The 22,922-nt window shown below is 53.1% G+C and carries 20 protein-coding genes and 1 tRNA gene; 10 read left to right on the plus strand and 11 right to left on the minus strand.

The genetic code is table 11. The annotated features are described in order from the left end of the window. Positions 1 to 202 precede the first annotated feature (202 nt). The 6 genes from ACKXF7_RS07050 to ACKXF7_RS07075 form a co-directional block, all read right to left on the minus strand. Positions 203 to 1,894, minus strand: coding sequence for a recombinase family protein (locus tag ACKXF7_RS07050; protein ID WP_423742543.1), 1,692 nt, complete (start codon positions 1,892 to 1,894; stop codon positions 203 to 205). Positions 1,895 to 2,092: 198 nt separating this feature from the next. Continuing rightward, positions 2,093 to 2,830: a DUF3658 domain-containing protein gene (locus tag ACKXF7_RS07055; RefSeq protein WP_223387800.1), complete on the minus strand. Its 738-nt coding sequence runs from the start codon at positions 2,828 to 2,830 to the stop codon at positions 2,093 to 2,095. Positions 2,831 to 2,842: 12 nt separating this feature from the next. Beyond that, the gene (locus ACKXF7_RS07060; RefSeq protein ID WP_005934531.1) at positions 2,843 to 3,409 is read right to left on the minus strand and encodes a hypothetical protein; all 567 of its coding nucleotides are present in this window, start codon (positions 3,407 to 3,409) and stop codon (positions 2,843 to 2,845) included. 203 nt (positions 3,410 to 3,612) lie between these two features. Continuing rightward, a complete protein-coding gene (locus ACKXF7_RS07065; protein WP_005943373.1) occupies positions 3,613 to 3,894 on the minus strand; it encodes a hypothetical protein in 282 nt (93 codons plus the stop codon). 131 nt (positions 3,895 to 4,025) lie between these two features. Beyond that, positions 4,026 to 4,196, minus strand: coding sequence for a hypothetical protein (locus ACKXF7_RS07070; protein ID WP_005924488.1), 171 nt, complete (start codon positions 4,194 to 4,196; stop codon positions 4,026 to 4,028). Between the two features lie 12 nt (positions 4,197 to 4,208). After that, a complete protein-coding gene (locus ACKXF7_RS07075) occupies positions 4,209 to 4,796 on the minus strand; it encodes an accessory gene regulator B family protein (RefSeq protein ID WP_005924490.1) in 588 nt (195 codons plus the stop codon). A gap of 179 nt (positions 4,797 to 4,975) precedes the next feature. On the opposite strand from ACKXF7_RS07075, the gene ACKXF7_RS07080 reads away from it, so the two are divergent. The 5 genes from ACKXF7_RS07080 to ACKXF7_RS07100 all read left to right on the plus strand — a co-directional run bounded on the left by ACKXF7_RS07080 (position 4,976) and on the right by ACKXF7_RS07100 (position 10,547). Beyond that, positions 4,976 to 5,674 carry a LytR/AlgR family response regulator transcription factor gene (locus ACKXF7_RS07080; protein ID WP_005924492.1) on the plus strand — a complete coding sequence of 233 codons (699 nt, stop codon included), beginning with the start codon at positions 4,976 to 4,978 and terminating at the stop codon, positions 5,672 to 5,674. Beyond that, on the plus strand, positions 5,671 to 6,939 hold the full coding sequence (locus tag ACKXF7_RS07085; RefSeq protein WP_423742544.1) for a GHKL domain-containing protein: 1,269 nt from the start codon (positions 5,671 to 5,673) through the stop codon (positions 6,937 to 6,939). Before ACKXF7_RS07080 ends, ACKXF7_RS07085 begins: the two co-directional genes overlap by 4 nt. Before the next feature lie 688 nt (positions 6,940 to 7,627). After that, on the plus strand, positions 7,628 to 8,062 hold the full coding sequence (locus tag ACKXF7_RS07090) for a plasmid mobilization protein (protein ID WP_423742545.1): 435 nt from the start codon (positions 7,628 to 7,630) through the stop codon (positions 8,060 to 8,062). Continuing rightward, on the plus strand, positions 8,034 to 9,569 hold the full coding sequence (locus ACKXF7_RS07095) for a relaxase/mobilization nuclease domain-containing protein (RefSeq protein WP_423742546.1): 1,536 nt from the start codon (positions 8,034 to 8,036) through the stop codon (positions 9,567 to 9,569). The genes ACKXF7_RS07090 and ACKXF7_RS07095 overlap by 29 nt, the downstream gene beginning before the upstream one ends. A gap of 12 nt (positions 9,570 to 9,581) precedes the next feature. Continuing rightward, positions 9,582 to 10,547: a hypothetical protein gene (locus tag ACKXF7_RS07100; RefSeq protein WP_097781462.1), complete on the plus strand. Its 966-nt coding sequence runs from the start codon at positions 9,582 to 9,584 to the stop codon at positions 10,545 to 10,547. Positions 10,548 to 10,973: 426 nt separating this feature from the next. Here ACKXF7_RS07100 and ACKXF7_RS07105 read toward each other — a convergent pair whose 3' ends face one another. After that, a complete protein-coding gene (locus tag ACKXF7_RS07105; protein WP_412601135.1) occupies positions 10,974 to 12,764 on the minus strand; it encodes a flavocytochrome c in 1,791 nt (596 codons plus the stop codon). Between the two features lie 174 nt (positions 12,765 to 12,938). Between ACKXF7_RS07105 and ACKXF7_RS07110 the strand changes: the two genes are divergently transcribed. Beyond that, positions 12,939 to 13,829, plus strand: a complete 891-nt coding sequence (locus ACKXF7_RS07110; RefSeq protein ID WP_412601137.1) for a LysR family transcriptional regulator — start codon at positions 12,939 to 12,941, stop codon at positions 13,827 to 13,829. Positions 13,830 to 13,873: 44 nt separating this feature from the next. Here ACKXF7_RS07110 and ACKXF7_RS07115 read toward each other — a convergent pair whose 3' ends face one another. Further along, positions 13,874 to 14,125 carry a DUF6061 family protein gene (locus tag ACKXF7_RS07115; protein WP_423742547.1) on the minus strand — a complete coding sequence of 84 codons (252 nt, stop codon included), beginning with the start codon at positions 14,123 to 14,125 and terminating at the stop codon, positions 13,874 to 13,876. A gap of 177 nt (positions 14,126 to 14,302) precedes the next feature. Next, positions 14,303 to 14,389, minus strand: a tRNA-Leu gene (locus ACKXF7_RS07120). 340 nt (positions 14,390 to 14,729) lie between these two features. Here ACKXF7_RS07120 and ACKXF7_RS07125 point away from each other — a divergent pair. Next, the gene (locus tag ACKXF7_RS07125; protein WP_423742548.1) at positions 14,730 to 15,104 is read left to right on the plus strand and encodes a DUF3592 domain-containing protein; all 375 of its coding nucleotides are present in this window, start codon (positions 14,730 to 14,732) and stop codon (positions 15,102 to 15,104) included. A 14-nt stretch (positions 15,105 to 15,118) separates the two neighbouring features. Then, positions 15,119 to 16,072 (plus strand): FKBP-type peptidylprolyl isomerase, encoded by a 954-nt coding sequence (locus ACKXF7_RS07130; RefSeq protein ID WP_423742549.1) that lies wholly within the window; start codon positions 15,119 to 15,121, stop codon positions 16,070 to 16,072. A gap of 57 nt (positions 16,073 to 16,129) precedes the next feature. Here ACKXF7_RS07130 and ACKXF7_RS07135 read toward each other — a convergent pair whose 3' ends face one another. Together ACKXF7_RS07135 and ACKXF7_RS07140 are read right to left on the minus strand one after the other, a co-directional pair. Next, positions 16,130 to 17,905 carry an ABC transporter ATP-binding protein gene (locus tag ACKXF7_RS07135; RefSeq protein WP_423742550.1) on the minus strand — a complete coding sequence of 592 codons (1,776 nt, stop codon included), beginning with the start codon at positions 17,903 to 17,905 and terminating at the stop codon, positions 16,130 to 16,132. Next, positions 17,902 to 19,641 (minus strand): ABC transporter ATP-binding protein, encoded by a 1,740-nt coding sequence (locus ACKXF7_RS07140; protein WP_423742551.1) that lies wholly within the window; start codon positions 19,639 to 19,641, stop codon positions 17,902 to 17,904. The genes ACKXF7_RS07135 and ACKXF7_RS07140 overlap by 4 nt, the downstream gene beginning before the upstream one ends. A 259-nt stretch (positions 19,642 to 19,900) precedes the next feature. Here ACKXF7_RS07140 and ACKXF7_RS07145 point away from each other — a divergent pair, with 259 nt between their 5' ends. Continuing rightward, complete coding sequence (locus ACKXF7_RS07145) at positions 19,901 to 21,001, plus strand: SseB family protein (protein ID WP_423742552.1); 1,101 nt, start codon at positions 19,901 to 19,903, stop codon at positions 20,999 to 21,001. Positions 21,002 to 21,085: 84 nt separating this feature from the next. After that, positions 21,086 to 22,903: a molecular chaperone DnaK gene (gene dnaK, locus ACKXF7_RS07150; RefSeq protein ID WP_249237247.1), complete on the plus strand. Its 1,818-nt coding sequence runs from the start codon at positions 21,086 to 21,088 to the stop codon at positions 22,901 to 22,903. Positions 22,904 to 22,922: the final 19 nt, after the last annotated feature.

A 22,922-nucleotide genomic window follows, 5' to 3' on the forward strand; every position in this document is an offset into this window, starting at 1 on the left:
AATTTTAGCGGCAGGCCTCCCGGTAGACATTCTTACAGGTTGGGAACCGCAACGGAATCTGGCGGTCAGGGCCTTACGGGTTGCGTTTGCTGATTTTTCTGCAGCCCCTTGGCAGAGCTTTGAAAAATCAGAACGCGGCCCCAACAACTCCTCCCTGTTTCGGCCGCAGGCCGCGGTCGTCGTCGTTGCTGTTCAAGTCCTCTTATCCGCAGTTACTGCTAAAGGGAAACTGCTGTGTAAAACAAAAAAGACAGTGGACAGTCAGCCTCCCGGTAGACATTCCTACAGGTTGGGAACCGCGCACTAACAAAAGCCCCACTGGGGCTTTTGTTGCCCCGCCTGTGGTGGGGCCGTGCTGTTCAAGTCCTCTTCCGCACCGAAAAAGAAAAACCAGTACACAATGTGTACTGGTTTTTCTTGGTGCAGGAATGCAATCCAAATCCGAACCATTTCCCTCGGATGCAACTTCCGTCGCTTCTCCAAAAGTCACGGTCTGTGTCCCTTCTTTATAGTTGAAGGTTATCAAAACCTTATCATCGTACAGGTAAATCGAATTGATGAACGTGTCCACCAGTGCCTGCCGCTGGTCTTTCTGATTCATGTTGAGTTTACGGAACCGCAGCAGCCAAAAGCGAATGAACTCCTCCGTGACCTTGGGCTTTGCCAGCTTTTCTTCTGCAATGCGGGCTTCAAGCTCACGCTTGGTTTCTTCCAGTTGCTCCAACCGCTCCTTGGTGGAACTGGTCAGGATTCCAGCCTGAATCGCATTCAGCATATTCTGGATACCCGATTCCGCATCCCGGAGCTGCTTTTCATAAAGAGGAATGTTGGTGTTTTCCTTGTTTTGCAGTTCCATCACCTTGGCGATGATGGACTCCATAGCGGCATCGTCTTTTACAAGCTGCATGGTCTGGTTAACCACAAGATCTTCCAGCCACTGTTTACGGACAGTTTTCTTCTTGCAGCCCTTCTTCTTTTTGGCCGTGGCACATTTATAGTAGCGGTGGACTTCTCCCGTCCGGCTTGTGCCGCTTTCGCCAAACATCAGCGCACCGCAGCAACCACAGTGCAGCTTGGTTGTCAGCAGGTAATCGTCCTCTGCCTTTCTTCGGGCAGGGGCTTTCTTGTTTTTGGCAATCTTTTCCTGCACATCATCGAACAGTTCCAGCGGCACGATGGGCGGAATCGCATCCGGCACGACCACATCCCGGAATTTCAGTTCTCCGATATAACGCCGGTTTTTGAGCATGTGCTCCACGCTGTTGTAAGTAAATTCGCCTCCGACCGGGTTCTTGATGCCGTTTTCATTCAGCCAGTCCCGAATCTCTTTCATCGTGAGGCCATCCCGATACTTCGTGAACGATTCCAGCACGAAAGGGGAGGCAAGCGGGTCGATGTGAAATTTCCGCTCGGAATCCAGCGTATATCCAAACGTTCCACGACCACCGTTGCAGCGGCCTTTCAGGATGTTCTCTGTCTGTCCACGGACAACCTTTTCGGCAAGGTCGGCAGAGTAGTATTCTGCATAGCCCTCCAGAACCGATTCCAGAATGATACCCTCTGGCCCCTCGGAGATGATCTCCGTAGCCGACATGAGCTTGACACCGTTCTTCTTCAGCTGGGTCTTATACCGGGCACTGTCGTAGCGATTCCGGGCAAAGCGGTCAAGTTTCCAGACCAGAACAATATCAAACAGCTTCTTGTCGCTGTCCTTTATCATCTGTTGGAATTGAGGGCGATTATCCGTCTTGGCAGAGATGGCGCGGTCAATGTAGTGCTTGACGATAGTGATGTCATTCTTTTCGGCATAGGCCGTGCATTCACGAATCTGGCCTTCGATGGATTCTTCGCGCTGGTTATCACTGGAATAGCGGGCGTAGATCACAGCGGTCATGGCAAGCACCTCTCTTTACACGTCATTGAACGGTGGAGCGTTCTTTCAAAGCACTGTTTCGTATAATGTATATACCATGTTTTGATGGAGAAATCAAGACTTTTTATTATCTTCAGTTTTTCTTTTTGAACAATTGACCCAACAGCCACCCCTCTCGTTGAAATGAGGTGACTGTTGGGCCGACTTGCTCGGATTCCTTTATTCTTCGTTTAGCTGGACGATGGTATTATAAAAGATTTTGTTTGGAATAACGACTTGAAGAACACCCTTTTTCAAAAGTGCTTCTATGCGTTTCATGACATACCAGTCACTTACCGGAGCAGAAATCGCTTTTAATACGTCTGCGGTAAGTTCACCAACCGAAATAGGAATTCTCGATACTAAACTAATAATTCTCTGGTCGAAATAATCTATGTTAACGCTTTTAACATCGTTCGCATGCCAAATACGCATGGAGGTGTTTTCGTTTAATAGCTTTCCCCATCTTTTGGCATACTCAGTAATAGTTTCTTCCGTCAAATACTTTTGTGAGATCTTATCGGTTTTCCCTTCCATAAATTCTTTCAGACCTTCTCTGGATGCAAGCAAAATTCTATTTGTACCATACTTTGCTGCATAGTAACAAATATAATAAATGCCGCACCAACAATCGGCAGAACTCCTGACCCAAACACGCAGTGGCTTATGATTTATCATATCACATTGAACCGCATTCGCTGTACCATGATATTTCGACCATAGTTGTCTAGCTTCAATTTGGCTGTCAGGATAATATTCTGAAAGGCAATTCACGAATTGTTTGCAACGATATTCTGAATCGCAAGCATATTGAAGTTCTCCCATTGATAACATAAACGGAAACAACTTTACACTTTCGACGATGCCTAAAGCTGCTAACATATTGACATCACTGGGTTCAAAAACAATTTCATCCATAGCTGGTCAAAATCATAATTTCGGGATGGTAACTTGTGTAGTTGCACTCCAATAGATTGGTTTGCTTGAGCCAACCACTCCAAAATAACACCCAACGCTGCAATCAAGATAAGTTCCAACATCATAGAAGTCATATGTATAGGTTGTATTATATATACTTTGTTCTGGAACTAGTGCTGTCGTTGAAAATGGGCAGCTTCGTTCGATGTTATCGGAATAGCTCGTGTAGTAATCCGTTCCTGAAACATTTTTTATTAAATCCGGGCCAATACCGACGGTAGTTCCACTCATATAAAAGCCCAATCCATTGGCCTTTGTATAAAGAACTCTCCATGTTCCATCAATATACGATACAACTCTTGAGCCGTCTGTATTAGAAACAGGAATGCGCATTGGAACCTCGGCCAAAACATAAAATCCGAGATTCTCTTGTTCTTGCACAGAAAGATTGAGAAGTTCTTCTATCGAATAATCATCGATCTTTCTCTTATTTCCAGTTGCAAATGCTGGCTGAATGGTCAGGAGAAATAAAACCGTGACCAATAGAATGGAAATCAGCCGTTTGATTTTGTTAGTCATAGTATACTGCCTCCTAATTTATTTTTTTTCTTCACTCAATACACTAAAGCTCCATTGGAATCACCTTCATTAAATTTTCCCCTTCAGGTGTATACTCCTCGGCAAATAAATGTGAACCATACAAATGCTGAAACTACTAGAATACTGCTGGAATAGAAAATATTGTGACCTTACACTGCTTTGGGTGATTACTTTGCTTTCCTTCATTGAATAGCTAGAACAACAGCTACTATCAAGAACAAAGTTGAAAGCCCAAGCTGAACCCATGCAATTTTTTCGTTTTCGGCATTGTTACAGCCTTTGGAGGATACTGCCACTTGGATATAATGCACTGCTACGATTCCATATGAGAAAAACAAAGAAGCCCAAGCATAAGGTACTGCGCTTTTATCTGTCAATCGGACAAGATTACTAGTCCATACTGAAATGCAGCCCCAAAGGGCAAAAGGAGCAATAAGAAAAAAGTTGCTTTTGCCTTTTTTCATTCTTAGCCTCCCACAGCTTGATGGTACGATTTTGTAGTATCCATAAGGTGTCCACCGGAATCATACGAATACAAAATATCATGATAGCAATGGGTATAGTAGCTATTACTCATGATCACATTTTCCTTTCCTTATTTTGATTTGATTGCTTTTACGACTAAATAAATGACCAGTATGCCGATGCAGAGCGAAATAATTGTCAATGCCTCTGCCGTTGCATTAAGGCAAGCACCAATAAAATAAACCAATACCAAAAATGCAACAAAAGCGATAAGAAGCAGCACCCATTTGTTTTTTTTCATGTTATCACCTCCCTATCTACAAAAGTTGGCATTAAATTTTTGTTGAACCAAAGGAATTGTTGAGAATACAATCAATACCCATTTGGAGAGATAGTAGCAAACTACATGACGTGTATACGGAAGCACATTAAAAATGGCAAGCAGGAAATCTATTGACGAAAGAACAGATGCGACCATCTTGTAACTTGACCGCTTCTTTTCACTTAAAGGCTTATTCTTTGCTTCGATAGGTGAGAGAAAGATAGAGATGCCCAAAAGAGCTACTGTTGTCAGGATACGGAAAAGGTGATTTGCTGCGATTGCCTTACTTAGCAAAATGCAGATAAGTGCCAGTCCGGAGAATGCCAAATAGCATCTGGTGTGCGATGTTGCATGGTATCCGCCAATGTAGATTCGCTGTGGGATAAACCCAATCAAAAATGAAAGTGCGTACCGCACATCACCACACACAACAGCGATTAAAACAACAAGCAGAACGCTCACAACAGATGATATGAGCAACTCGTACCCATAGACATACGCATCCGCCTTTGCTTCATCTATCACTTTTTGCTCGCAGAAAAGACGGACTGATTTTTGAGACAGCGTGCGTTCCCACATTGCAGTTGCGCCACCTTATCTTCTGATTTTTGCTTCACTGTATCATAAATTTCAGCAAAATCAAGAGGTTTGGCAAAACTGGTCGTTCTGGTGACAAAAGTGGTAGGTCAGGCTACTTGTAAGGAGCCTTTGCACAGTCTATAATAGTAGCAGGACATTATTTTGTGGAGGTTGTCGAAATGCTGAAGTACCACGTTGCAGTCTGCGATGATGAGAAATCAGACCTTGATGGCATTGTTCAAAGCGTCCAGCAGTACGATGTGCAAGGCTGCTTTGACATTGAAACTTACATGGATGGAAACGAACTTCTGAGCGAATTGCAAATGCAGAAGAAATCCTTTGATCTGCTTCTTCTCGATATCGAGATGCCATCCAACGGTTTTCAGCTGGCGCAGTCTTTGATTCAGATGGAGAAGCATCCTTTGGTGGTATTTGTCACGAAGCGGCATGAGTACGCTGTGCAGGGATATGGCATTGCATTCCGCTACCTTGTCAAACCTTTGGATCAGACGCTGTTCGCTGCGGCAATGGATGCCGTCCTTCAGGAACTGAACTCCAAACATTTCACGATCGAATACGATGGTGTTACCATGTCCTTGGAAACATCGGACATTTACTTTCTGGAAAGCCACGGACATAAAGTTCTGATTCACTGCAAGGAGCAAGACCTTACATTGCGAATGAGCATTCCTGAAGCCTTGGAGCAGCTTCCCAAACGGTGCTTTGTGTCACCACACAAAAGTTATCTCGTCAACATGGAACACATTGTTTACGCTACGGGAACCGCTGTTTTTCTTTCCAGCGGACATCAGCTGCCGATCAGCAGGAGGAAGCGTCAGGAGTTCAATCAGATCTTCAACGCTTATTTGGGAAGATGATGCTTTATTATTTCGTTGAGTTTGCAGGGAGCTTTGCCAACATTGCCCTGTTGCTGCTTTTTATCGGTCGGCTGTTTCCCAAAAAGGAGCCCGTCTCAAGGTGGTTCTATGCCTATGTTGCACTCTTGATTGCTGGGCAGTGTGCTTTGAGTTTATTCCCGGATTGGGTGACGCAGCGCACGATCTATCTTTTAGTTGGCGGATTTTTCCTTGCATTGCTGTTCTATGAGGTTCGACCGTGGCAGGCGGTTTTTGCAAGCGGAGCTTTCTTCACACTGATTGCTTTGGTGGAAGTGCTTGCAATGCTTCTGATTGGGCTGCGTATCCCGGATACCGACATTCTAATGCAGGCTGGGGCAGCACGGTTGGTCTATGTTGTTTTTTCAAACCTGATTCAAATTCCACTCGTAGTCCTGATCTCACATTTTTTCAGCCGAAAAGGAAATGCTCTGCGTATCCTATGGCTGCTGCCGATCATTGCGATTCAAATCGCAAGTATTGCTGTCTGTTATGTGGCACAGTATCATGCTGCGGATGAGTATTTCCCGGATTATATGGTCGGTCTTATGGCGGTGCTTCTCCTTATAAACATCCTGATCGTGTTCTATGTGGAAGCTCTCCGGGAAAATGAACTGGAAAAATTCAAAGTTAAGTTCAACGAACAGCAGTACAATCTTCAAATGGAATACTACCAGCAGCTCAAAGAACGCCAGGAAGAAGTCCGTTCTCTGCGGCATGATGTGAAGAAATACATCCTGGCGATGCAGGCAGTTGCAGAACACGGTGATACCGAAGAACTTCACAAGATTGCGCAGGCTGCCACGGATGTTTTCGAGCGTTCCACAAATATTTCTGCGGTCGGAAATCCTGTTGTTGATGCTCTTTTGAATTATTACTTACGAATTGCGGAAAGGAATAACATCAACGTCAAACTGGATGTGACGATTCCTGAAGTCCTGACGATCTCATCGTTGTCTTTGAGCATCATTATCGGAAACACATTTGACAATGCCATCGAAGCCTGTTGCGACCTGCCAGCGGAACAGAGAATCATTCATCTACAGCTGCGCAAGCAGTATCGAAGCCTCTTCTATCGGCTGAAAAACCCATACAGTGATACTTCTCGCGGAATCCGCATCGGAGAGTATCACGGTTACGGACTAAAAAATATAAATCGTATCGTTCAGGAGAACCATGGTGACTTCTATACGAAAAAGAAAGACGGTGTGTTTACCGTCCAAGTCCGCCTGAACTGCGAAAATTAAAACATTCTCCTAAAACATTGCTTTGCTTTTGCTTGTACTTTGTGTGTTTCATTCATCTGATGTATTCATTATCCTGAAGTGTTGACACACATCAATACTTATGTTATCATTCCCAACAAATCCACAGCGATTTCTGTAAAGAAACGATTCTGTGCGGTTTTATTTCCTGCGAAGATTTACCGCCCCGCAACACACCCGATCATTTTGCCGTCTGTTTCACCCGACAAAATCCTTCGCCTGTACTGCGTGGGCGGTATTTTCTTTTTGGGGAAGCCGTACCTTGAGAATTTCATGAGCCGTCCGAGCGTGATACCGGCTTTTCGGCCAACGCCGCTGCAAAACAGGGGCAGGAACTTCGTTCGGAGCAAACGGCGATCAACATACACGAGCAGCGGAACTCTCTACTTATTTTTGCGTCTTAACAATTCGGAAACAACTTTCGGAAATGCGTTTTGAGCGCAGCGGTGGAGAGCAAGAACCGTCCCGTGGCCACAAATTTTCAATTCTTGAAAATTTCCTGTCCATCCGGGACTTCACTTCTCAAACTCTTGCGAGTTTTCCAAGTGATCTTGTTGGGGCGTGCCTGCCCCAAACCCTGCTCATGGTTCGCACCTGACGGTGCGAACAGCAACGGCGTGTCGTGCTTACATAACTTCACCGAGGAGTTATCGAACAAACAGGAGGTACAATGACCAAAACGAATGTTCAATCGACCCCTAGCAATTCCCAGCACCACGACACGCCGAACAACAAAACGCACATCATCAAGTTCCGTGTGACAGCGGAGGAAAAAACGTCACTGGAACTCACTTGCAAACTCCTGAATCTCTCCCTCTCCACTTTTATCCGCCGCGCCATCCACAACGTCAAGATCGAGAAAACGGTCATCGTTGCAGGCGGCGGAGAAGAAACCCTGACCGCTGTTTCCACCTTGCTTGCCCAGTGCAGCAAGGTGGGCACTAACCTCAACCAGCTTGCAAGGCACTTCAATTCCGGCGGTGCAGACACCGAGCAGATCCGGGCGAAACTCCTTGACGAACTTGCAGACCTGACTGCATTTCGGCTCAACGCCGAGAAAGTTCTGGGTGAACTGTATGGCAACGCTCAAGCATATCGCCTCTAAAAACTCGGACTACACCGCCATCGAAGCGTACCTCGTTTACCAGCACGATGCGTTCACTGGAAAGCAACTTCTGGATGAACAAGGCAGACCGAAGCTGCGGGATTCGTACCTGCTCGACACCCTTGAGTGTGGCGATTTCTCGTTTGCAACGGCCTGTCTGCTGGCAAACCGCAAGTATGGTAAGAATACCCAGCATGGTGATATCAAAAGTCACCAGTATATCATCAGCTTTGACCCACGAGATGCAGCCGACAACGGCTTGACCATGGAAAAGGCACAGGCACTTGGCCTGAAATTCTGCGAGGAAAACTTCCCCGGTCATCCTGCCATCGTCTGCACTCACCCCAATGGGCATAACCGTTCGGGAAATATCCACGTCCACATCGTGATCGGCAGCATCCGAACACGAGAAGTGGAGCGCAAACCCTATATGCAGAAGCCCCGTGACTGGCTAGAGGGCATGAAGCACTCCAGCACTGCCCAGACCATGCGGCACTTGCGTGTCGAGGTCATGGAGATGTGCGAGGGTGCCGGACTGTACCAGATCGACCTGCTCAACGGCTCGAAGGTTCGTGTGAGCGAGCGCGAATACTGGATGAAACAGCGAGGTCAACTGAAACTCGACCATGAAAACGCTGCCCTGCTCGCAACAGGTCAGCAGCCCACACAAACGAAGTTTGAAACCGCAAAAGAAGTCTTGCGGAGACAGATTTCGGAGGTTCTCAATGTTGCAACGAGTTTTGAAGATTTCTCGGACAGGCTCTTGCAGCAGTACGGCATTACCGTCAAGGAAAGCCGTGGACGGCTCAGCTATCTGCCTGCTGGAAGGACAAAGTTCATCCGGGCGCGCAGCATCGGTGACAAGTTCGAGAAAGAACTTGTGCTTGCCGCTCTGAAAGCCAATACCGAACGCAAGCGCACTATCCAGTCCAAGTCTGACCGCATCGGGAAACTGATCGATATTCAGGCGAAGCTGAAGCAGGGTAAGGGCATCGGCTACGAGCGTTGGGCGAAAAAACACAACCTCAAAGCTATGGCACAGACCTTGATCCTCTTGCAGGAAAATGGTCTGCTCAACGAGGACGCACTCGACCAGAGAATTACAGAGCTTGATACCAAGTTCCACGATTCGCTGGCAGTGGTGAAAGATCTCGAAGGTCGCATGAAAGCCAACAAAGAGCTGCGCCGTCATGCTGCTGCCTACACCAGCACCAAGAACATCGCACAGCAGTTAAAGACTGCCAACCGACCCGCAGCCTTTGAAGAACAGCACCGTGCAGAGCTGACAGCATACCGGGCGGCAGTAGCCTATTTCAAGGCAAATGATATCACCAAGCTGCCCAGCCCGAAGAAACTGGAAGCCGAGTATGCGCAGCTTGCCTCCGAAAAGGCACAGTTCTACGAGCAGTACAAGGAAGCCAAGAACGAGCTGCTCAAGCTGAAAACCGCAAAGCAGAATGTTGCGTCCTTTTTCCGGGAGGAAGAACCGGCGCAGCAGGAGAGATAAAGGAGTGTGCGTATGATCAACCTGAAAATCGACCCGGAGTTCCAGTCTCAGATTCCTCCTCTGACCGATGATGAATTTAAGCAGCTTGAAGAAAACATCCTCAAGGAAGGCAAGCTGCTCTCTCCTTTGATCGTTTGGAACAATACCCTTGTTGACGGCCACAACCGTTATGCCATTCTCCAGAAGCATCCTGAGATTTATTTTTCCACTACGCCGCTCCAATTTGAGAACCGCGAAGAAACCATTGCGTGGATTTGCCGGAATCAGTTGGGACGGCGAAACCTGAGCCCCGAACAGAAACGCTATCTGCTTGGGAAACAGTATGAAGCTGAAAAGAAAGCTGCAAAAATCTTTCGGGGTAATCAGTACACTTTAGCAAAGAAAAGTGGTGGTGATCACGGTGATAACCACCACTCTGGAAAGAAAACCTGTGACCGGATCGCAGAGGAAAACGGTGTCAGCCGCGCCTCCGTTCTCCGCGCCAGCCACTATACACGAGGCATCGACATCGCAGACAACCTCTCTCCCGGCATCAAGCAGAAAGTCTTTTCCGGCGAAGTGAAGTTTACCAACGAAGAAATGTCCAAACTCGTGCAGGTAAGTGCCGAGCATCGTTCAGATGTCCTTGCTCAAATCCTGCATCCAGAGGCATTGGAAGTGTTGGAATCTGCCAGTGCAGAATTTGAACCTGAAAAAGCAGAACCCGTTCCCATGCCCACACCACAAACAGAAGAATTCCGGTGCTATCATGTACCGGACGAGTTTATGAAGGTTTACAAATCCTTGAGCCGTGCGACCGAAATGATGAAAAACTCATGGAAGAAAACGCTCAAAAACAATCCCAGCTATTTCACTGACCCGGAAAAGCAAAAGGTTCTCCGCTTCGCAATGCAGAGACCTGCTAACTACCTGACTGAAATCGAAACCTATCTGGAAAAGGCTCTTGCAGAAGCCCTTGAAGAAGAAAAGACCGCATAACAGCAGACACCTGTAAGCCATCAACGAGCCCCCAGCCGCAAGTGCAGGGCGGAAAGCATCCGCGCCCTTGCGCCTGATAAAAATTGGAACTTTGATTTTCTCGCCCGACTTTGCTGCGGTGGGACGATCAAAGGAGCGTGCGTTTGAACAAAAAGAAAAAGTCCACAAACACTTCCCCTTATCCCGATGAAGCCATCGAACGTCTGGCACGGGCATTCTACCCGGCCATCCTTGCCTGCTGGAACAGCGAGGAAGGTCAGCGGGAGTTTGCCGCATGGCAGGCGGAACAGGCCCATCATGCAAACAACGAAAAACAGGAAGTTCCCTCCGGTGGGGAACTCCCTGCTGTACATATCGCTGTTGTCTGTGGCTTTTGGCAGGGTGCGTCCGCAGGGCGCACCCTGTTTTTTGTTTTATATAAATGGCTTAGTTCGCTGCGTAAGCCGAAGCGTTGTTGCCCGCGATCCGGCCAAACACTACAAAGTCGCACACGGCATTGCCGCCAATGCGGTTGCCGCCATGCACACCGCCGGTAGTTTCGCCAGCGGCATACAAACCGGGGATCGCATTTCCCTGCGTATCAAGAACCTCTGCGTCTGTGTTGATCTTCAGGCCACCCATGGTATGATGGATGCCCGGTGCGATTTTGATTGCGTAATAGGGTGCAGTAGACAGGTCAGCGTCCATACCGTTGTTGCGGCCAAACTCTTTGTCCTCGCCTGCTGCCACTGCTGCGTTCCAAGTATCCATCGTATCCACAAAGTTCTGGATGGCATCGCCCTCCAGTCCCATTGCTTTTGCCAGATCTTCGTAGTTGTCGGCAGAAACGGTCAGGCCATTTTTAATGTACTTCTGGCAGGACTTCAGATCGTCCACAATACGCTGGTCAAAAATAATATAGGCGTATGCACCCGGCTGCTCCAATTCCGCATTGGAAACAGCATCACGGGTAGCCAGATCGTTGCAGAAACGCTTGCCTTCAGCATTGACCAGAATACCGCCCATGCTGCGCACACTCTCCGAAACCAGCAGGCCGGTTTCCTGATAAACGGTCGGATGCAGCTGGATCTGATCCATGTCCACCGTGTCAGCGCCAATGGCTTCTGCCATCAGGATACCATCACCCGTAGCACCGGCGTGATTGGTGGTCACAGCATTGGCCAGTGCCGGATTGAAGCTGGCCATCAAATCAAAGTTCGCGCCAAAACCACCGGTCGCAAGGATCACGCTCTTTGCATGGATGGTATAATTATGTTCCTTGCTTTCTGCCTTGATGCCAACCGCAGCACCATTTTCCGTCAGGATCTCGGTCGCTTCGGTGTTCAGCATGATCTGCACACCCAGCTTTTCTGCCTGTGCATTCAGCTTTTCAACCAGATAGCTGCCGACTGCGCTTCCATCTTCCGGCTCATGCAGATATTTGTGGGTAGTACCGCCCGTTGCAGCGACTTTGGGCAGCGGAGCACCGATAGCATCCAGCCAATCGACTGCATCCGAACTTTCTTCTGCCATCACGGTCACCAAGCTGCGGTCGTTGATCTGATGGCCGCCATTCATGGTATCCTCGATAAATTCGTCCACACCACTGTCCGTAATGCCCAGTGCTTCCTGATATTTGGTGTCCGCAGCGTTCATGCCGCCCGTTGCTTTCAGGCTGTTGCCGCCCACAATGGGCATCTTTTCAACAACAATGACCTTGGCTCCATTTTCAGCGGCCTGTGCAGCAGCAGTCAAACCGGCACCGCCTGCACCAACAATGACCACATCACAATACAGACTCTCGGCAGTTTTTTCCACTGCGGCATCGCTCGTCTGTGCAACTGCAAAAGCAGATGCATCCAGCCCGGCACTGGTCAGAGCGGCTTTCACGGCTTCCTTCAGCGCATCGCTGGTGACCGTTGCACCGGCAATGCCATCCACATTGTAGCTGTTTGCAGCCACCATGGTATCCGGCAGCTGCTCACAGACCACAGAGCCAATGCCCTGTGTTTCATTCTGCTCCTTCACGGTGATGGAGTATATAGTAGTGGCATCTGCTGTGACTTCCACCACCACATCGCCTTCCATGCCCTTCGCCGAACCAGTTGCAGTCACAGCGCCTTCTGCCACAGGTGCATTGCTGCTACTGCGGCTCTGATACGTGACGAGCGCCAGCGCAACCACTGCACAAGCAAGGACTGCTGCAACAATGCGATACAGCATCTTGTTCTTTTTCATGATTTCCTCCTGCTTTTTTCGTCCCAAAGAAAGATTTTCTTGTGATATATTTCACAAGTAGCAGTATATCATAACTTTTTCGATTCCAAAAATATCAATTTTTCATTTTTTCTATAGCCTATATGCATAGTACATGATAAAATAAAAGCACACGGAATAGGCAGGTGAATCTATATGGATTTCAAGGAGTTAGAATATTTTTCCACTATTGTAAAATGCGGAAATCTTACCCATGCAGCGCGGCAGCTCTATGTCAGCCAACCTACACTTTCTAAATTTTTGCAAAAGTTGGAAGAAGACCTTGGACTGGTTTTGTTTCAACGTGGGAGCCGCCGATTGAAGCTGACCTATGCCGGACAGCGGTACTATGCCCATGTGGAGCGTATCCTAAGCCAGAAGCGTGAGATGGATGCAGAGATGACGGATATTCTGCGTTCTGACCGGGGTGTTCTTTATGTTGGTATCCCGCCGTTCCGATGCAGCTTCTCGCTGCCGAAGGTACTACCCATCTTCCACAAAGAGTTTCCGCAGGTACAGTTCCGCATTGTAGAGGCCCCCAGTGCCGTACTTGACCAGAAACTGTTAAACGGCGAAATAGATCTGGCATTTTATATGTCCTTTGAGCGAATAACCGGCTTGAGCTATCAGGTAATGCACAGTGATAAGATGTACGCAATTTTATCGAAAGGGCATCCGTTAGAAGCGAAAGCTGCCCAAATCGGAGAGTTTTCGCTGGAGTGGTTGGCCGGACAGACTTTGCTTTTGCAAAATCGTACCCAACGGCAAGGACAGTATATCCTTCAGGAGCTGGAAAAGCGGCATATTCAGCCCGCCGAGATTTTAGAGAGCAGCAATATTCGTGCTGCGGCTGCATTGGCTGCAAACGGCTATGGAATTGGATTTTTGAGCGGAGAACTGTTGGAACATCTGGAACTTAATATTCCTTTCGGAGCCTATCCTTTACAAAACTGTACACTTCATATTGAATCGGTGGCGGCATGGCGCACCGGTGACTATCTGCCGCGCTATGCACAAGCATTCATCAAGTTGATGGAACAGGTATAAGAAAGAGCAGGAGCATTTTGAAAATGCTTCTGCTCTTTCTCTGCTTAATCTTCTAACCCATGGCTCCCGTTTACATTTTTCAGGTATTTCTCCGGGTCTCCGTTCAGAATCAAATCGGCATAGCCCAGTGGGTCATTGTAGATGAGGTAATCCAACTCCGACCTCTGCGCCATGGTCACATCCAACGCATCCTCGACCCCGGTGCAGTCGATGGAAATTTTTCTTCCATCCCGGAGCAGCAGCTCCACGCAGCCGGTGTCCATGTTGAATTTGCAGGTTCTTTCATCGTACTTCATACTCGTGTCCTTTCTACCTTACGGCACCTTTACAGTTGTGACCTTCGTGATACGGTCTTTCTTTTGATAAGGTTTCGGACACACGGCCGTCAGGGAAGAGCCTGAATTTTCATTTCCGAAGAAAACAAAAAATCCGAACCCTTCTCCTATCGAGAAAAGGTTCGGATTTTCATGGTTTGGTGCGGATAAGAGGACTTGAACCTCCACCGAGTTGCCCCGATTAGAACCTGAATCTAACGCGTCTGCCAATTCCGCCATATCCGCATATTCTGTTGTGTTCGTGAGCTGTGTCGCTCGGAACGATAGTTATTATACCAGATATACGAAGAATGTCAAGCATTATTTTCAGATTTTCTCGACAAATTTTTGCGGCAAAATTGATGCACTCTGAATAGCCGCTGCAGGGCGAAATTTTCGCCAAAGTGTGATACAATAAACAGGACGCGCTGCGGGTGCTCCTGTATGCGCAGACTAAGAAGCTGCTTTTGCACACCGCAGCACACCGCTGCACGGCCCGCTTGCTGCCATACCGGCAGTGGCGCGGTGTCGGCCCGGTGCGCCCCGGTGCGGGAAAGCGGCTGCCGAGAAAATGAGGGAAAACAGAATGTTCAATGTTATCATTTTCCTGCTGGGGGCAGGCATCATGTTCTTTATGGCGCTGCGCAGTGTGCTGGCACGGCGCAGGCTGTGCACGCAGGGGCAGAAGGTCACGGCCACGGTGGAGGGCACCGTGAAGAGCCGGGATGGTGGTGCCTATGTGCTGGCCTTTACCACCGCAGGCGGCAGCCATCGGCTGCACTACCCGAAGCCTGCGCGGGGCAAGAGCTTTGCGGTGGGGGATACCGTCACCTTATACTATGACCCCGACGACCCGGAGAAGATGTACGTGGAAGGCGACCGGGCCACGCTGGGAGCCGAGGTGCTGTATGCCGTGCTGGGTGTGATCCTGCTGGTGCTGACCGTGGGCATTGCCCGCTGAAAGGGGAAAAGAGAATGAAACTGGAACATTTTGGCATGGCCGAGCCGGGCGACTGCCGTCTGGTATTCACAGCCGGTGCCGAGGAACTGGCGGCAGCCATTGCACAGGTGCAGGCAGGGCCGGACGCGCCGCAGGAAGAGGACGGTCTGCTGACCGAGGCGGTGAACCGCACCATTCTGGGCGGCTTTTCGGCGCTGTATGAGCAGCTGGTGCGGGAGTACCATGTGGTGCCGGTGACCGACCCGGATTTTGAATTGCTGGCGGTGAACCGGGCCGAGGGCTTCCGGGCGGGGGCGCAGTTCTACGCGCTGCCGCCGCTGGAAGTGGGGCAGTACACCGGTTTCGTGCAGGCCGTGGAACCGCACCCCATCCGGCAGCTGACCATTGAACTGGAGATCAACCGTCACCACGGTGACGAGGAGCGTGCAGCCGACGCCGCGGGCAAGGCTGCGCTGCGCCGGCAGGTGGCCCGGGACATCTGGGCCCAGCGCTGCGCACAGGCGGTGCAGCGTGCCCGCAGGGAGCTGGTGTGGCAGCTGGGTGATGCGGTAACGGGCACCCTGCCCAAACAGCTGGTGGGCGGCAACTACTTTGCCGAGCAGCGCCAGTTCAACCTGAGCCTGCAGGCCAACGGCATCAACTTTGACCAGTTCCTCAAGGTGCGCGGTCAGACCGTGGAGGAGTTCCGCGTCTGGCTCCACACGCAGGCAGAGCGCAAGCTGCGCAGCTGGCTGGGGCTGTTGCTGGTGGCGGAAAAGGAAGGCCTCATTCCCTCGGACGCCGAGGTGGAAGCAGCCGCTGCCCACTGGGACGCGAAGCTGGACGGCGAGCGTACCTTCCCGGCCAACGATGCACGCAAGGTGCGCCAGCGTCTGGCCCGGGAGAGGGCAGAGCAGTTCATCGTGGAGCATTCCACCCTCACTCCGCCGCCCACTGAACCCATCGTGCAAAAAGTTGAAAGCAAATAATAACAAAAAGGAGAGATGCACTGCATCTCTCCTTTTTGTTATTGTTATCAGAGGCTCTCAGGTCTCCACACCTTCGAACTGGCTGTTGTAGAGCTTGGCGTAGAAGCCGCCTGCAGCCAGCAGCTGGTCGTGATCGCCCTGCTCCACGATGTGGCCGTCCTTCATCACAAGGATGACGTCTGCCTCCCGGATGGTGGAAAGGCGGTGGGCCACGATGAAGCTGGTGCGGCCCTGCATCATGCGGGCAAAGGCTTTCTGGATGCGCACCTCGGTGCGGGTATCGATGGAGGAGGTGGCCTCGTCCAGGATCAGCATCGGCGGCAGGCAGAGCATCACGCGGGCGATGCACAGCAGCTGCTTCTGGCCCTGACTGATGTTGCCGCCGTCCTCGGCGATGACGGTGTCGTAGCCCTCGGGCAGGCGGCGGATGAAGCTGTCGGCGTGGGCGGCTTTGGCTGCTGCCACCACTTCTTCCAGTGTGGCGTCCGGCTTGCCGTAGGCGATGTTCTCCCGCACGGTACCGGCCCGCAGCCAGGTGTCCTGCAGCACCATGCCGTAGCTGCCGCGCAGGGAAGCGCGGGTCACATCCCGGATGTCGGTGCCGGATACTTTGATGCTGCCGCCGTTCACGTCATAGAACCGCATGAGCAGGTTGATAAGGGTGGTCTTGCCGCAGCCCGTAGGGCCCACGATGGCGATGCGCTGGCCGGGCTTCACGTCGAGGGAAAGGCCCTCGATCAGCGGGCGGTCGGGCAGGTAGCGGAAGGAGACGTTTTCCAGCTGCACATGGCCGTCCGGCTGCAGCACGGGGGCGTTCGCGGCTTCCGGCACCTGATCGTCGGCGTCCAGCAGGTCGAACACGCGGGCCGCACAGGCCAGAGCGTTCTGCAGCTCCGTCACCACGCCGGAGATCTCGTTGAAGGGCTTGGTGTACTGGTTGGCGTAGCTCAAAAACACGCTCAGCTGGCCGATGGTGATGCCGCCCCGCACTGCGTACACGGCACCCACAAGGCCCACGCCTGCGTACACGATGTTGTTCACAAAGCGGGTGGCGGGGTTGGTCAGGCTGGAAAAGAAGATGGCCTTCAGGCTCACGTCCTGCAGGCGGCCGTTCACCTCATCAAAGGCGGCAAGGCTCTCGGTCTCGTGGCCGAAGGCCTGCACCACCTTCTGGCCCTCGATCATCTCGTTGACCAGCGCGGTCTGTTCGCCGCGCACGGTGCTCTGGCTCTGGAAGTAACCATAGCTGCGCTTGGCAAGGAAGCTTGCCACCACAAGGCTGAGCGGGGTGATGCACACCACCACCAGCGTGATGGGCACGTTCTCGCTGAGCATGAAGAGCAATGTGCCCAGAATGGTCAGGATGCCGCTGAACAGCTGGGTGAAGCCCACCAGCAGGCCGTCCGCAAAGGTGTCCACATCTGCCACCATGCGGCTCACGATGTCGCCGGAGGGGTGGCTGTCCAGATAGGACAGCGGCAGGGTCTGGATCTTGCGCAGGGCTTCGTTGCGCAGGTCGCGGCTGACAAGAAAGGTGATGCGGTTGTTGCACACGCTCAGCAGCCACTGGGCCAGCGCAGCCGCTGCGGCTACCACCAGCACTTCGATCATAATGCGCATCACACCGCCAAAATCCACGGTGCCTTTGCCCAGCATCAGATCGATGGCGCTGCCGCACAGGATGGGGATATACAGCTGTGCGCCCACGCTCACGGCAGCCACCACAAGGCTGCACACTACAAACAGGGAATAAGGTCTGATCTTGCCCAGAACACGGGTCAGGGTGGCCTTGCGCTGCTGCGGGGTCAGCCTGTTTTTTGCTTTTGCACTCATTTCTGCGCATCCCCTTTCTTGAACTGGCTCTCGTAGATCTCCTCGTAGACGGGGCAGGTCTGGCGCAGCTGGTCGTGGGTGCCGATGCCCACCAGATGGCCGTCGTCCAGCACCAGAATTTGATCCGCGTGCTGCAGGCTGGCGGCACGCTGGCTCACGATGAACACGGTCAGGCTGCCGGGCAGAGCCGCCAGTGCCTTGCGCAGGGCGGCGTCGGTGGCGTAGTCCAGTGCGCTGGCGCTGTCGTCCAGAATGAGGATGTCCGGCCTGCCCACAAGGGCGCGGGCAATGGTCAGGCGCTGCTTCTGGCCGCCGGACAGGTTGCGGCCGCCCTGCTCCACGGGCTCGTCCAGCCCAAGGGGCTTCGCCCGGACGAATTCTGCCGCCTGTGCGGTCTCAAGGGCCTGCCATAGCTCTTCATCCGATGCATTTTTGCGGCCCCACAGCAGGTTGGAGCGGATGGTGCCGCCGAACAGCTGGGCCTTCTGCATCACCACGGCCACCTTGCCGCGCAGTGCTTCGCGGGGGTAGCTGCGGACGTCGCGGCCCATCATCTCGACCCTGCCCTCGGTGGCATCGTAGAAGCGGGGGATAAGGTTCACCAGACTGGATTTGCCGCTGCCGGTGCCGCCGATGACGCCGATGGTCTGGCCCTGCTTTGCGGTAAAGTTGATGTCAGAAAGGCTGGGTGCGCCTGCGCCCGCGTAGGTCAGGCTTACGTGGTCAAAGCGCACGGCATCGCCGGTTTTTCCGGTTGGCACCTCGCCCAGAAGCTTTTCCGGGAAGGCCATGCCGGGCTGCGTGTCCAGCACAGCCTGCACACGGCCTGCGCAGGCAAGGCCCTTGCTCACCTGCATGATGAGGTTGGCCAGCTTGACCAGCTCCACCAGGATCTGGTTCATGTAGTTTACCAGAGCAATGACGTCGCCGGAGGCCATGCCGCCCACATTGATCTCGATGCTGCCCACGTACAGCAGCGCCACGATGGCAATGTTGATGAGCACATAGGTCAGCGGGTTCATCAGGGCGGAAATGTGGCCCACATGCAGCTGCATCCGGGTCAGCAGGTCGTTGGCGTTCTCAAAGCGCTCCACCTCGCTGGCTTCCTTATCAAAGGCGCGCACGACACGCACACCGGTCAGGTTCTCGCGGGTCAGGCCCAGCACGCGGTCCAGACGGTTCTGCACCGTTTTATACAGGGGCCGCGTGGCTGCCATGATGCTGAACACCACCACGCTCAGCAGCGGGATGGTGACAACAAAGATCAGTGCGGCCCGGGCGTTGACCGTAAAGGCCATGACCATGGCACCGATGACCACGAACGGGCTGCGCAGGAACAGGCGCAAAAACAGGTTCAGGCCGTTCTGCACCTGATTCATGTCGCTGGTCATGCGGGTGATGAGGGTACTGGTGCCCAGCGTGTCCATCTCGGTAAAGCTCAGGGTCTGGATATGCGCAAACAGGGCATGGCGCAGGGCTGTGGAATAGCCCACCGCCGCCTTTGCGGAAAAATACTGCGCCGTCAGGCTGCAGACAAGGCCGATGAAAGCCAGCAGCAGCAAAAGCCCGCACCGCACAAGGATATAGTGAAAATCGTGGGCGGCAATGCCGATGTTCACGATGTCCGCCATCACCAGCGGCACGAACAGGTCGAACGTAGCTTCCAGCATCTTGAAAAGGGGAGCAAGCGCAGCCACGCGCTTGTAGCCCTTCAGGTAGCTCAGCATCTTGTTCAAGGCGGTTCTCCTTCTTTCTGTACATTATTAAATAAAACCATCTTATTATAGCGCAGAAAAAGGCAAAATGCCATAGGGAAATAACCCTCTTAGTCTCGCATTTTCTGGTGCTTGACCGTCAGATGCATAAAAGCTCGCCCTTCGGGAGAGCTGGCAAACCCGTAGGGTTTGACTGAGAGGGTTTCAACTGTTGATTGAGAAATTGCGCAAAACCTGTTATACTGAAATAGATTACAGAAACTGGAAGAATGGTGAGCAGATGGCAAGAAGAGCAGATGGCGGCATCCGGCTGCGCCCGGTGGGCACCCACAAGCGTCGGCAGACCGCCCCGACCTACAGCCCGGCGGGAACCGGCTGCCCGGCCTTTGAGCAGGCAGTGGAAAATCTTTACAAGGTCCAGAACGAGGAAGCGTTCTGGACGCTGATGGGCGCACTGAACTATGCGCTGGAAATGGAGACCCATGTTCTGGTGCCGCTGCAGACGGCTCTGACCGTGCACAACATGCCCGCTCCATGGACGGAGCACCCGGTCCCGGCCGAAAAGGCAAAGGGCCTGCAGCTGTGGACCCTGCGCAATGACAAGGGCCGCACATGGCTGCCGCTGTTCACCTCCGGCGCTGCGGCCTGCGGCGACCGCAGCACCGCCGCCCGGCCTATGGCGGACTACACGCTGCAGGATGCTATGGAGCTGGCCCTCAGCACCCCGGGCATCGATGGCGTGGTGCTGGACCCGTGGAGCCACTCGGCTACGCTGGATGGGGCACTGCTCAACGGTCTGCTGCACGCGGGTCACACCCCCGAGGAACCCGGAGACGCAGAGGCGGACGCCGGAAAGGAAGCCGCCCGCAAGGGCTGCTGGGAACAGGCGGTGGAATGCTTTGAAAAAGCCGCCGAGCTTGGCAGCGCCATGGGACTTTCCCGGCTGGCAGACTGCATCTATAAGGGCCGCGGCACCCGGCCCGGCCGCACACAGGCCCGCCGCATGTGGAAGGAAGCCGCAGAGAGTGGCGAGGTGCTCTCCATGATCGCTTTGGGCGATGACTGCGCCGCCCGGGGTGAGACGGGCAGAGCGCTGATCTGGTACCGGAAAGCGCGGGAAGCCGCTGCCCACATGCCGGATATCGAGTACACCCCGCAGGTGTGCCTGCGCATGGCCCAGACCGAGACCCGCTACACCAGCCGCAAAAAGGCGCTGGCGCTTGCGGCAGAAGCAAGGCAGGGTTTTGCCCTTCTGGACCGGGAACAGGAGCCGGACGCGGCCCAGTGGCTGGCCGAGGCGGAACAGCTCATCCGGGAGCTGACCGCTGAGCCGCCTGCACAGCCTGCAGCCTATGACATGGATTCTTTACAATTGGACTAAAAAAGCGTCATACAGATACGCTACAATAATCAGAAAATGATAAAAATTCTGTGCAGAAACGGCACCGGAGAGGAAACAGACGATATGAGCAAAGTGATCGGCATTGATCTGGGTACGACCAATTCCTGTGTGGCAGTGGTGGAGGGCGGCAAGCCCGTGGTCATCACCAATGCGGAGGGCGAGCGCACCACCCCCAGCGTTGTGGCCTTTACCAAAGATGGGGAGCGTCTGGTGGGCGGCGCAGCCAAGCGCCAGATCGCCACGAACTCCGGGCGCACCATTTCCAGCATCAAGCGCCACATGGGCTCCGATTACCGGGTGCATATCGACGGCAAGGACCTGACCCCGCAGGAGATCAGCGCCATGATCTTAGCCAAGATCCGCCGCGATGCTGAGAGCTATCTGGGTGAGCCGGTGACCGAGGCGGTCATCACGGTGCCCGCCTACTTTGACGACAGCCAGCGCAAGGCCACGCAGGACGCGGGCCGCATCGCGGGCCTGAACGTGCTGCGCATCATCAACGAGCCTACTGCCGCTGCTGTGGCCTACGGTCTGGACAACGAAGCGGCGCAGAAGATCCTTGTCTATGATCTGGGCGGCGGCACCTTTGATGTGTCCATTATCGAGATCGAGGACGGGACCTTTACGGTGCTTGCCACCGGCGGCGACACCCATCTGGGCGGCGACGACTTCGACCAGCGCATTGTGGAGTATGCCGTGGCAGAGTTCAAGAAGTCTGACCGCATCGACCTCAGCCGCGACCCCGCTGCCATGGGCCGCCTGAAGGAAGAGGCCGAAAAGGCCAAGAAGGAGCTTTCCGCCGCGCCGTCCGCACAGCTGAACCTGCCGTTCATTGCGGTGGGCAAGGACGGCCCGCACCATCTGGACCTTTCGCTGTCCCGCCCGCAGTTTGAGATGATGACCGGCGACCTGCTGGCCCGTACAGTGGCTCCCGTGCAGAATGCCCTGCGGGATGCAGGCATTTCCGCCAGCCAGCTGGGCAAGGTGCTGCTGGTGGGCGGCAGCACCCGGATGCCTGCGGTGGAGCGTCAGGTGAAGGAGCTGCTGGGCTGCGAACCCAGCCACAACCTGAACCCTGACGAGTGCGTTGCCATGGGCGCTGCCGTGCAGGGCGGTCTGCTGCAGGGCGGCGGCAAGCTGGCCGGTGCCACCGGCGCAGCCGCGCAGGGCCTTGTGCTGATGGATGTGACCCCGCTGACCCTCTCCATTGAGACGCTGGGCGGCGTGGCAACCCCTCTTATTACCCGCAATAGCATGATCCCCACCCGCAAGAGCCAGATCTTCACCACCGCACGGCCCATGCAGACCAGCGTGGAGATCAACGTGCTGCAGGGCGAGCGCCATTTTGCCCGCGACAACAAGAGTCTGGGCAAATTCAAGCTCACCGGCATCCGGGCAAGCTTTTCTTCCAAGCCGCAGATCGAAGTTACCTTTGATATCGACGTGAACGGCGTGGTGAAGGTATCTGCCAAGGACCTTGGCACCGGCCGGGAGCAGAACATCACCATCACCGGCAGCACGAACCTTTCTGAGAACGAGATCCAGCGCGCCATGGCGGACGCTGCCGCCTACGAGGCCGAGGACAGCCGCCGCAAGGAGCGCTTAGACCTGCACAATCAGGCCGAGGTGCTGGCCTACAAGGTGGACGAGGCTCTTTCCAAATGCAAAAAGGAGCTGGACAAGGACGAGAAGAACCGCATCAAAACGGACCTTGCCAACCTCCGCCGCTGCCTGCGCAAGGATAAGCCCGAAAAGATGAATGAAAACGAGGAAGCCGCCCTGCGTCAGGCCAAGACCCAGCTGGAAGAGAGCGCAAACCATCTGATGGTGCTGTACACCAGTGAACAGGACGGCAGCGATAACGGAGAAAATAATCTGTAACTTTATCAGCAGGACGGCA

The organism is Faecalibacterium sp. 7 (assembly GCF_049562865.1).
Taxonomy (GTDB): domain Bacteria; phylum Bacillota; class Clostridia; order Oscillospirales; family Ruminococcaceae; genus Faecalibacterium; species Faecalibacterium wellingii.

What these genes read in the sequence shown, in the direction of transcription:
- ACKXF7_RS07050 (WP_423742543.1), bottom strand. Translation starts at nt 1,894, where the DNA reads ATGACCGCTGTGATCTACGCCCGCTATTCCAGTGATAACCAGCGCGAA.
- ACKXF7_RS07055 (WP_223387800.1), bottom strand. Translation starts at nt 2,830, where the DNA reads ATGGATGAAATTGTTTTTGAACCCAGTGATGTCAATATGTTAGCAGCT.
- ACKXF7_RS07060 (WP_005934531.1), bottom strand. Translation starts at nt 3,409, where the DNA reads ATGACTAACAAAATCAAACGGCTGATTTCCATTCTATTGGTCACGGTT.
- ACKXF7_RS07065 (WP_005943373.1), bottom strand. Translation starts at nt 3,894, where the DNA reads ATGAAAAAAGGCAAAAGCAACTTTTTTCTTATTGCTCCTTTTGCCCTT.
- ACKXF7_RS07070 (WP_005924488.1), bottom strand. Translation starts at nt 4,196, where the DNA reads ATGAAAAAAAACAAATGGGTGCTGCTTCTTATCGCTTTTGTTGCATTT.
- ACKXF7_RS07075 (WP_005924490.1), bottom strand. Translation starts at nt 4,796, where the DNA reads ATGTGGGAACGCACGCTGTCTCAAAAATCAGTCCGTCTTTTCTGCGAG.
- ACKXF7_RS07080 (WP_005924492.1), top strand. Translation starts at nt 4,976, where the DNA reads ATGCTGAAGTACCACGTTGCAGTCTGCGATGATGAGAAATCAGACCTT.
- ACKXF7_RS07085 (WP_423742544.1), top strand. Translation starts at nt 5,671, where the DNA reads ATGATGCTTTATTATTTCGTTGAGTTTGCAGGGAGCTTTGCCAACATT.
- ACKXF7_RS07090 (WP_423742545.1), top strand. Translation starts at nt 7,628, where the DNA reads ATGACCAAAACGAATGTTCAATCGACCCCTAGCAATTCCCAGCACCAC.
- ACKXF7_RS07095 (WP_423742546.1), top strand. Translation starts at nt 8,034, where the DNA reads ATGGCAACGCTCAAGCATATCGCCTCTAAAAACTCGGACTACACCGCC.
- ACKXF7_RS07100 (WP_097781462.1), top strand. Translation starts at nt 9,582, where the DNA reads ATGATCAACCTGAAAATCGACCCGGAGTTCCAGTCTCAGATTCCTCCT.
- ACKXF7_RS07105 (WP_412601135.1), bottom strand. Translation starts at nt 12,764, where the DNA reads ATGAAAAAGAACAAGATGCTGTATCGCATTGTTGCAGCAGTCCTTGCT.
- ACKXF7_RS07110 (WP_412601137.1), top strand. Translation starts at nt 12,939, where the DNA reads ATGGATTTCAAGGAGTTAGAATATTTTTCCACTATTGTAAAATGCGGA.
- ACKXF7_RS07115 (WP_423742547.1), bottom strand. Translation starts at nt 14,125, where the DNA reads ATGAAGTACGATGAAAGAACCTGCAAATTCAACATGGACACCGGCTGC.
- ACKXF7_RS07125 (WP_423742548.1), top strand. Translation starts at nt 14,730, where the DNA reads ATGTTCAATGTTATCATTTTCCTGCTGGGGGCAGGCATCATGTTCTTT.
- ACKXF7_RS07130 (WP_423742549.1), top strand. Translation starts at nt 15,119, where the DNA reads ATGAAACTGGAACATTTTGGCATGGCCGAGCCGGGCGACTGCCGTCTG.
- ACKXF7_RS07135 (WP_423742550.1), bottom strand. Translation starts at nt 17,905, where the DNA reads ATGAGTGCAAAAGCAAAAAACAGGCTGACCCCGCAGCAGCGCAAGGCC.
- ACKXF7_RS07145 (WP_423742552.1), top strand. Translation starts at nt 19,901, where the DNA reads ATGGCAAGAAGAGCAGATGGCGGCATCCGGCTGCGCCCGGTGGGCACC.
- dnaK (WP_249237247.1), top strand. Translation starts at nt 21,086, where the DNA reads ATGAGCAAAGTGATCGGCATTGATCTGGGTACGACCAATTCCTGTGTG.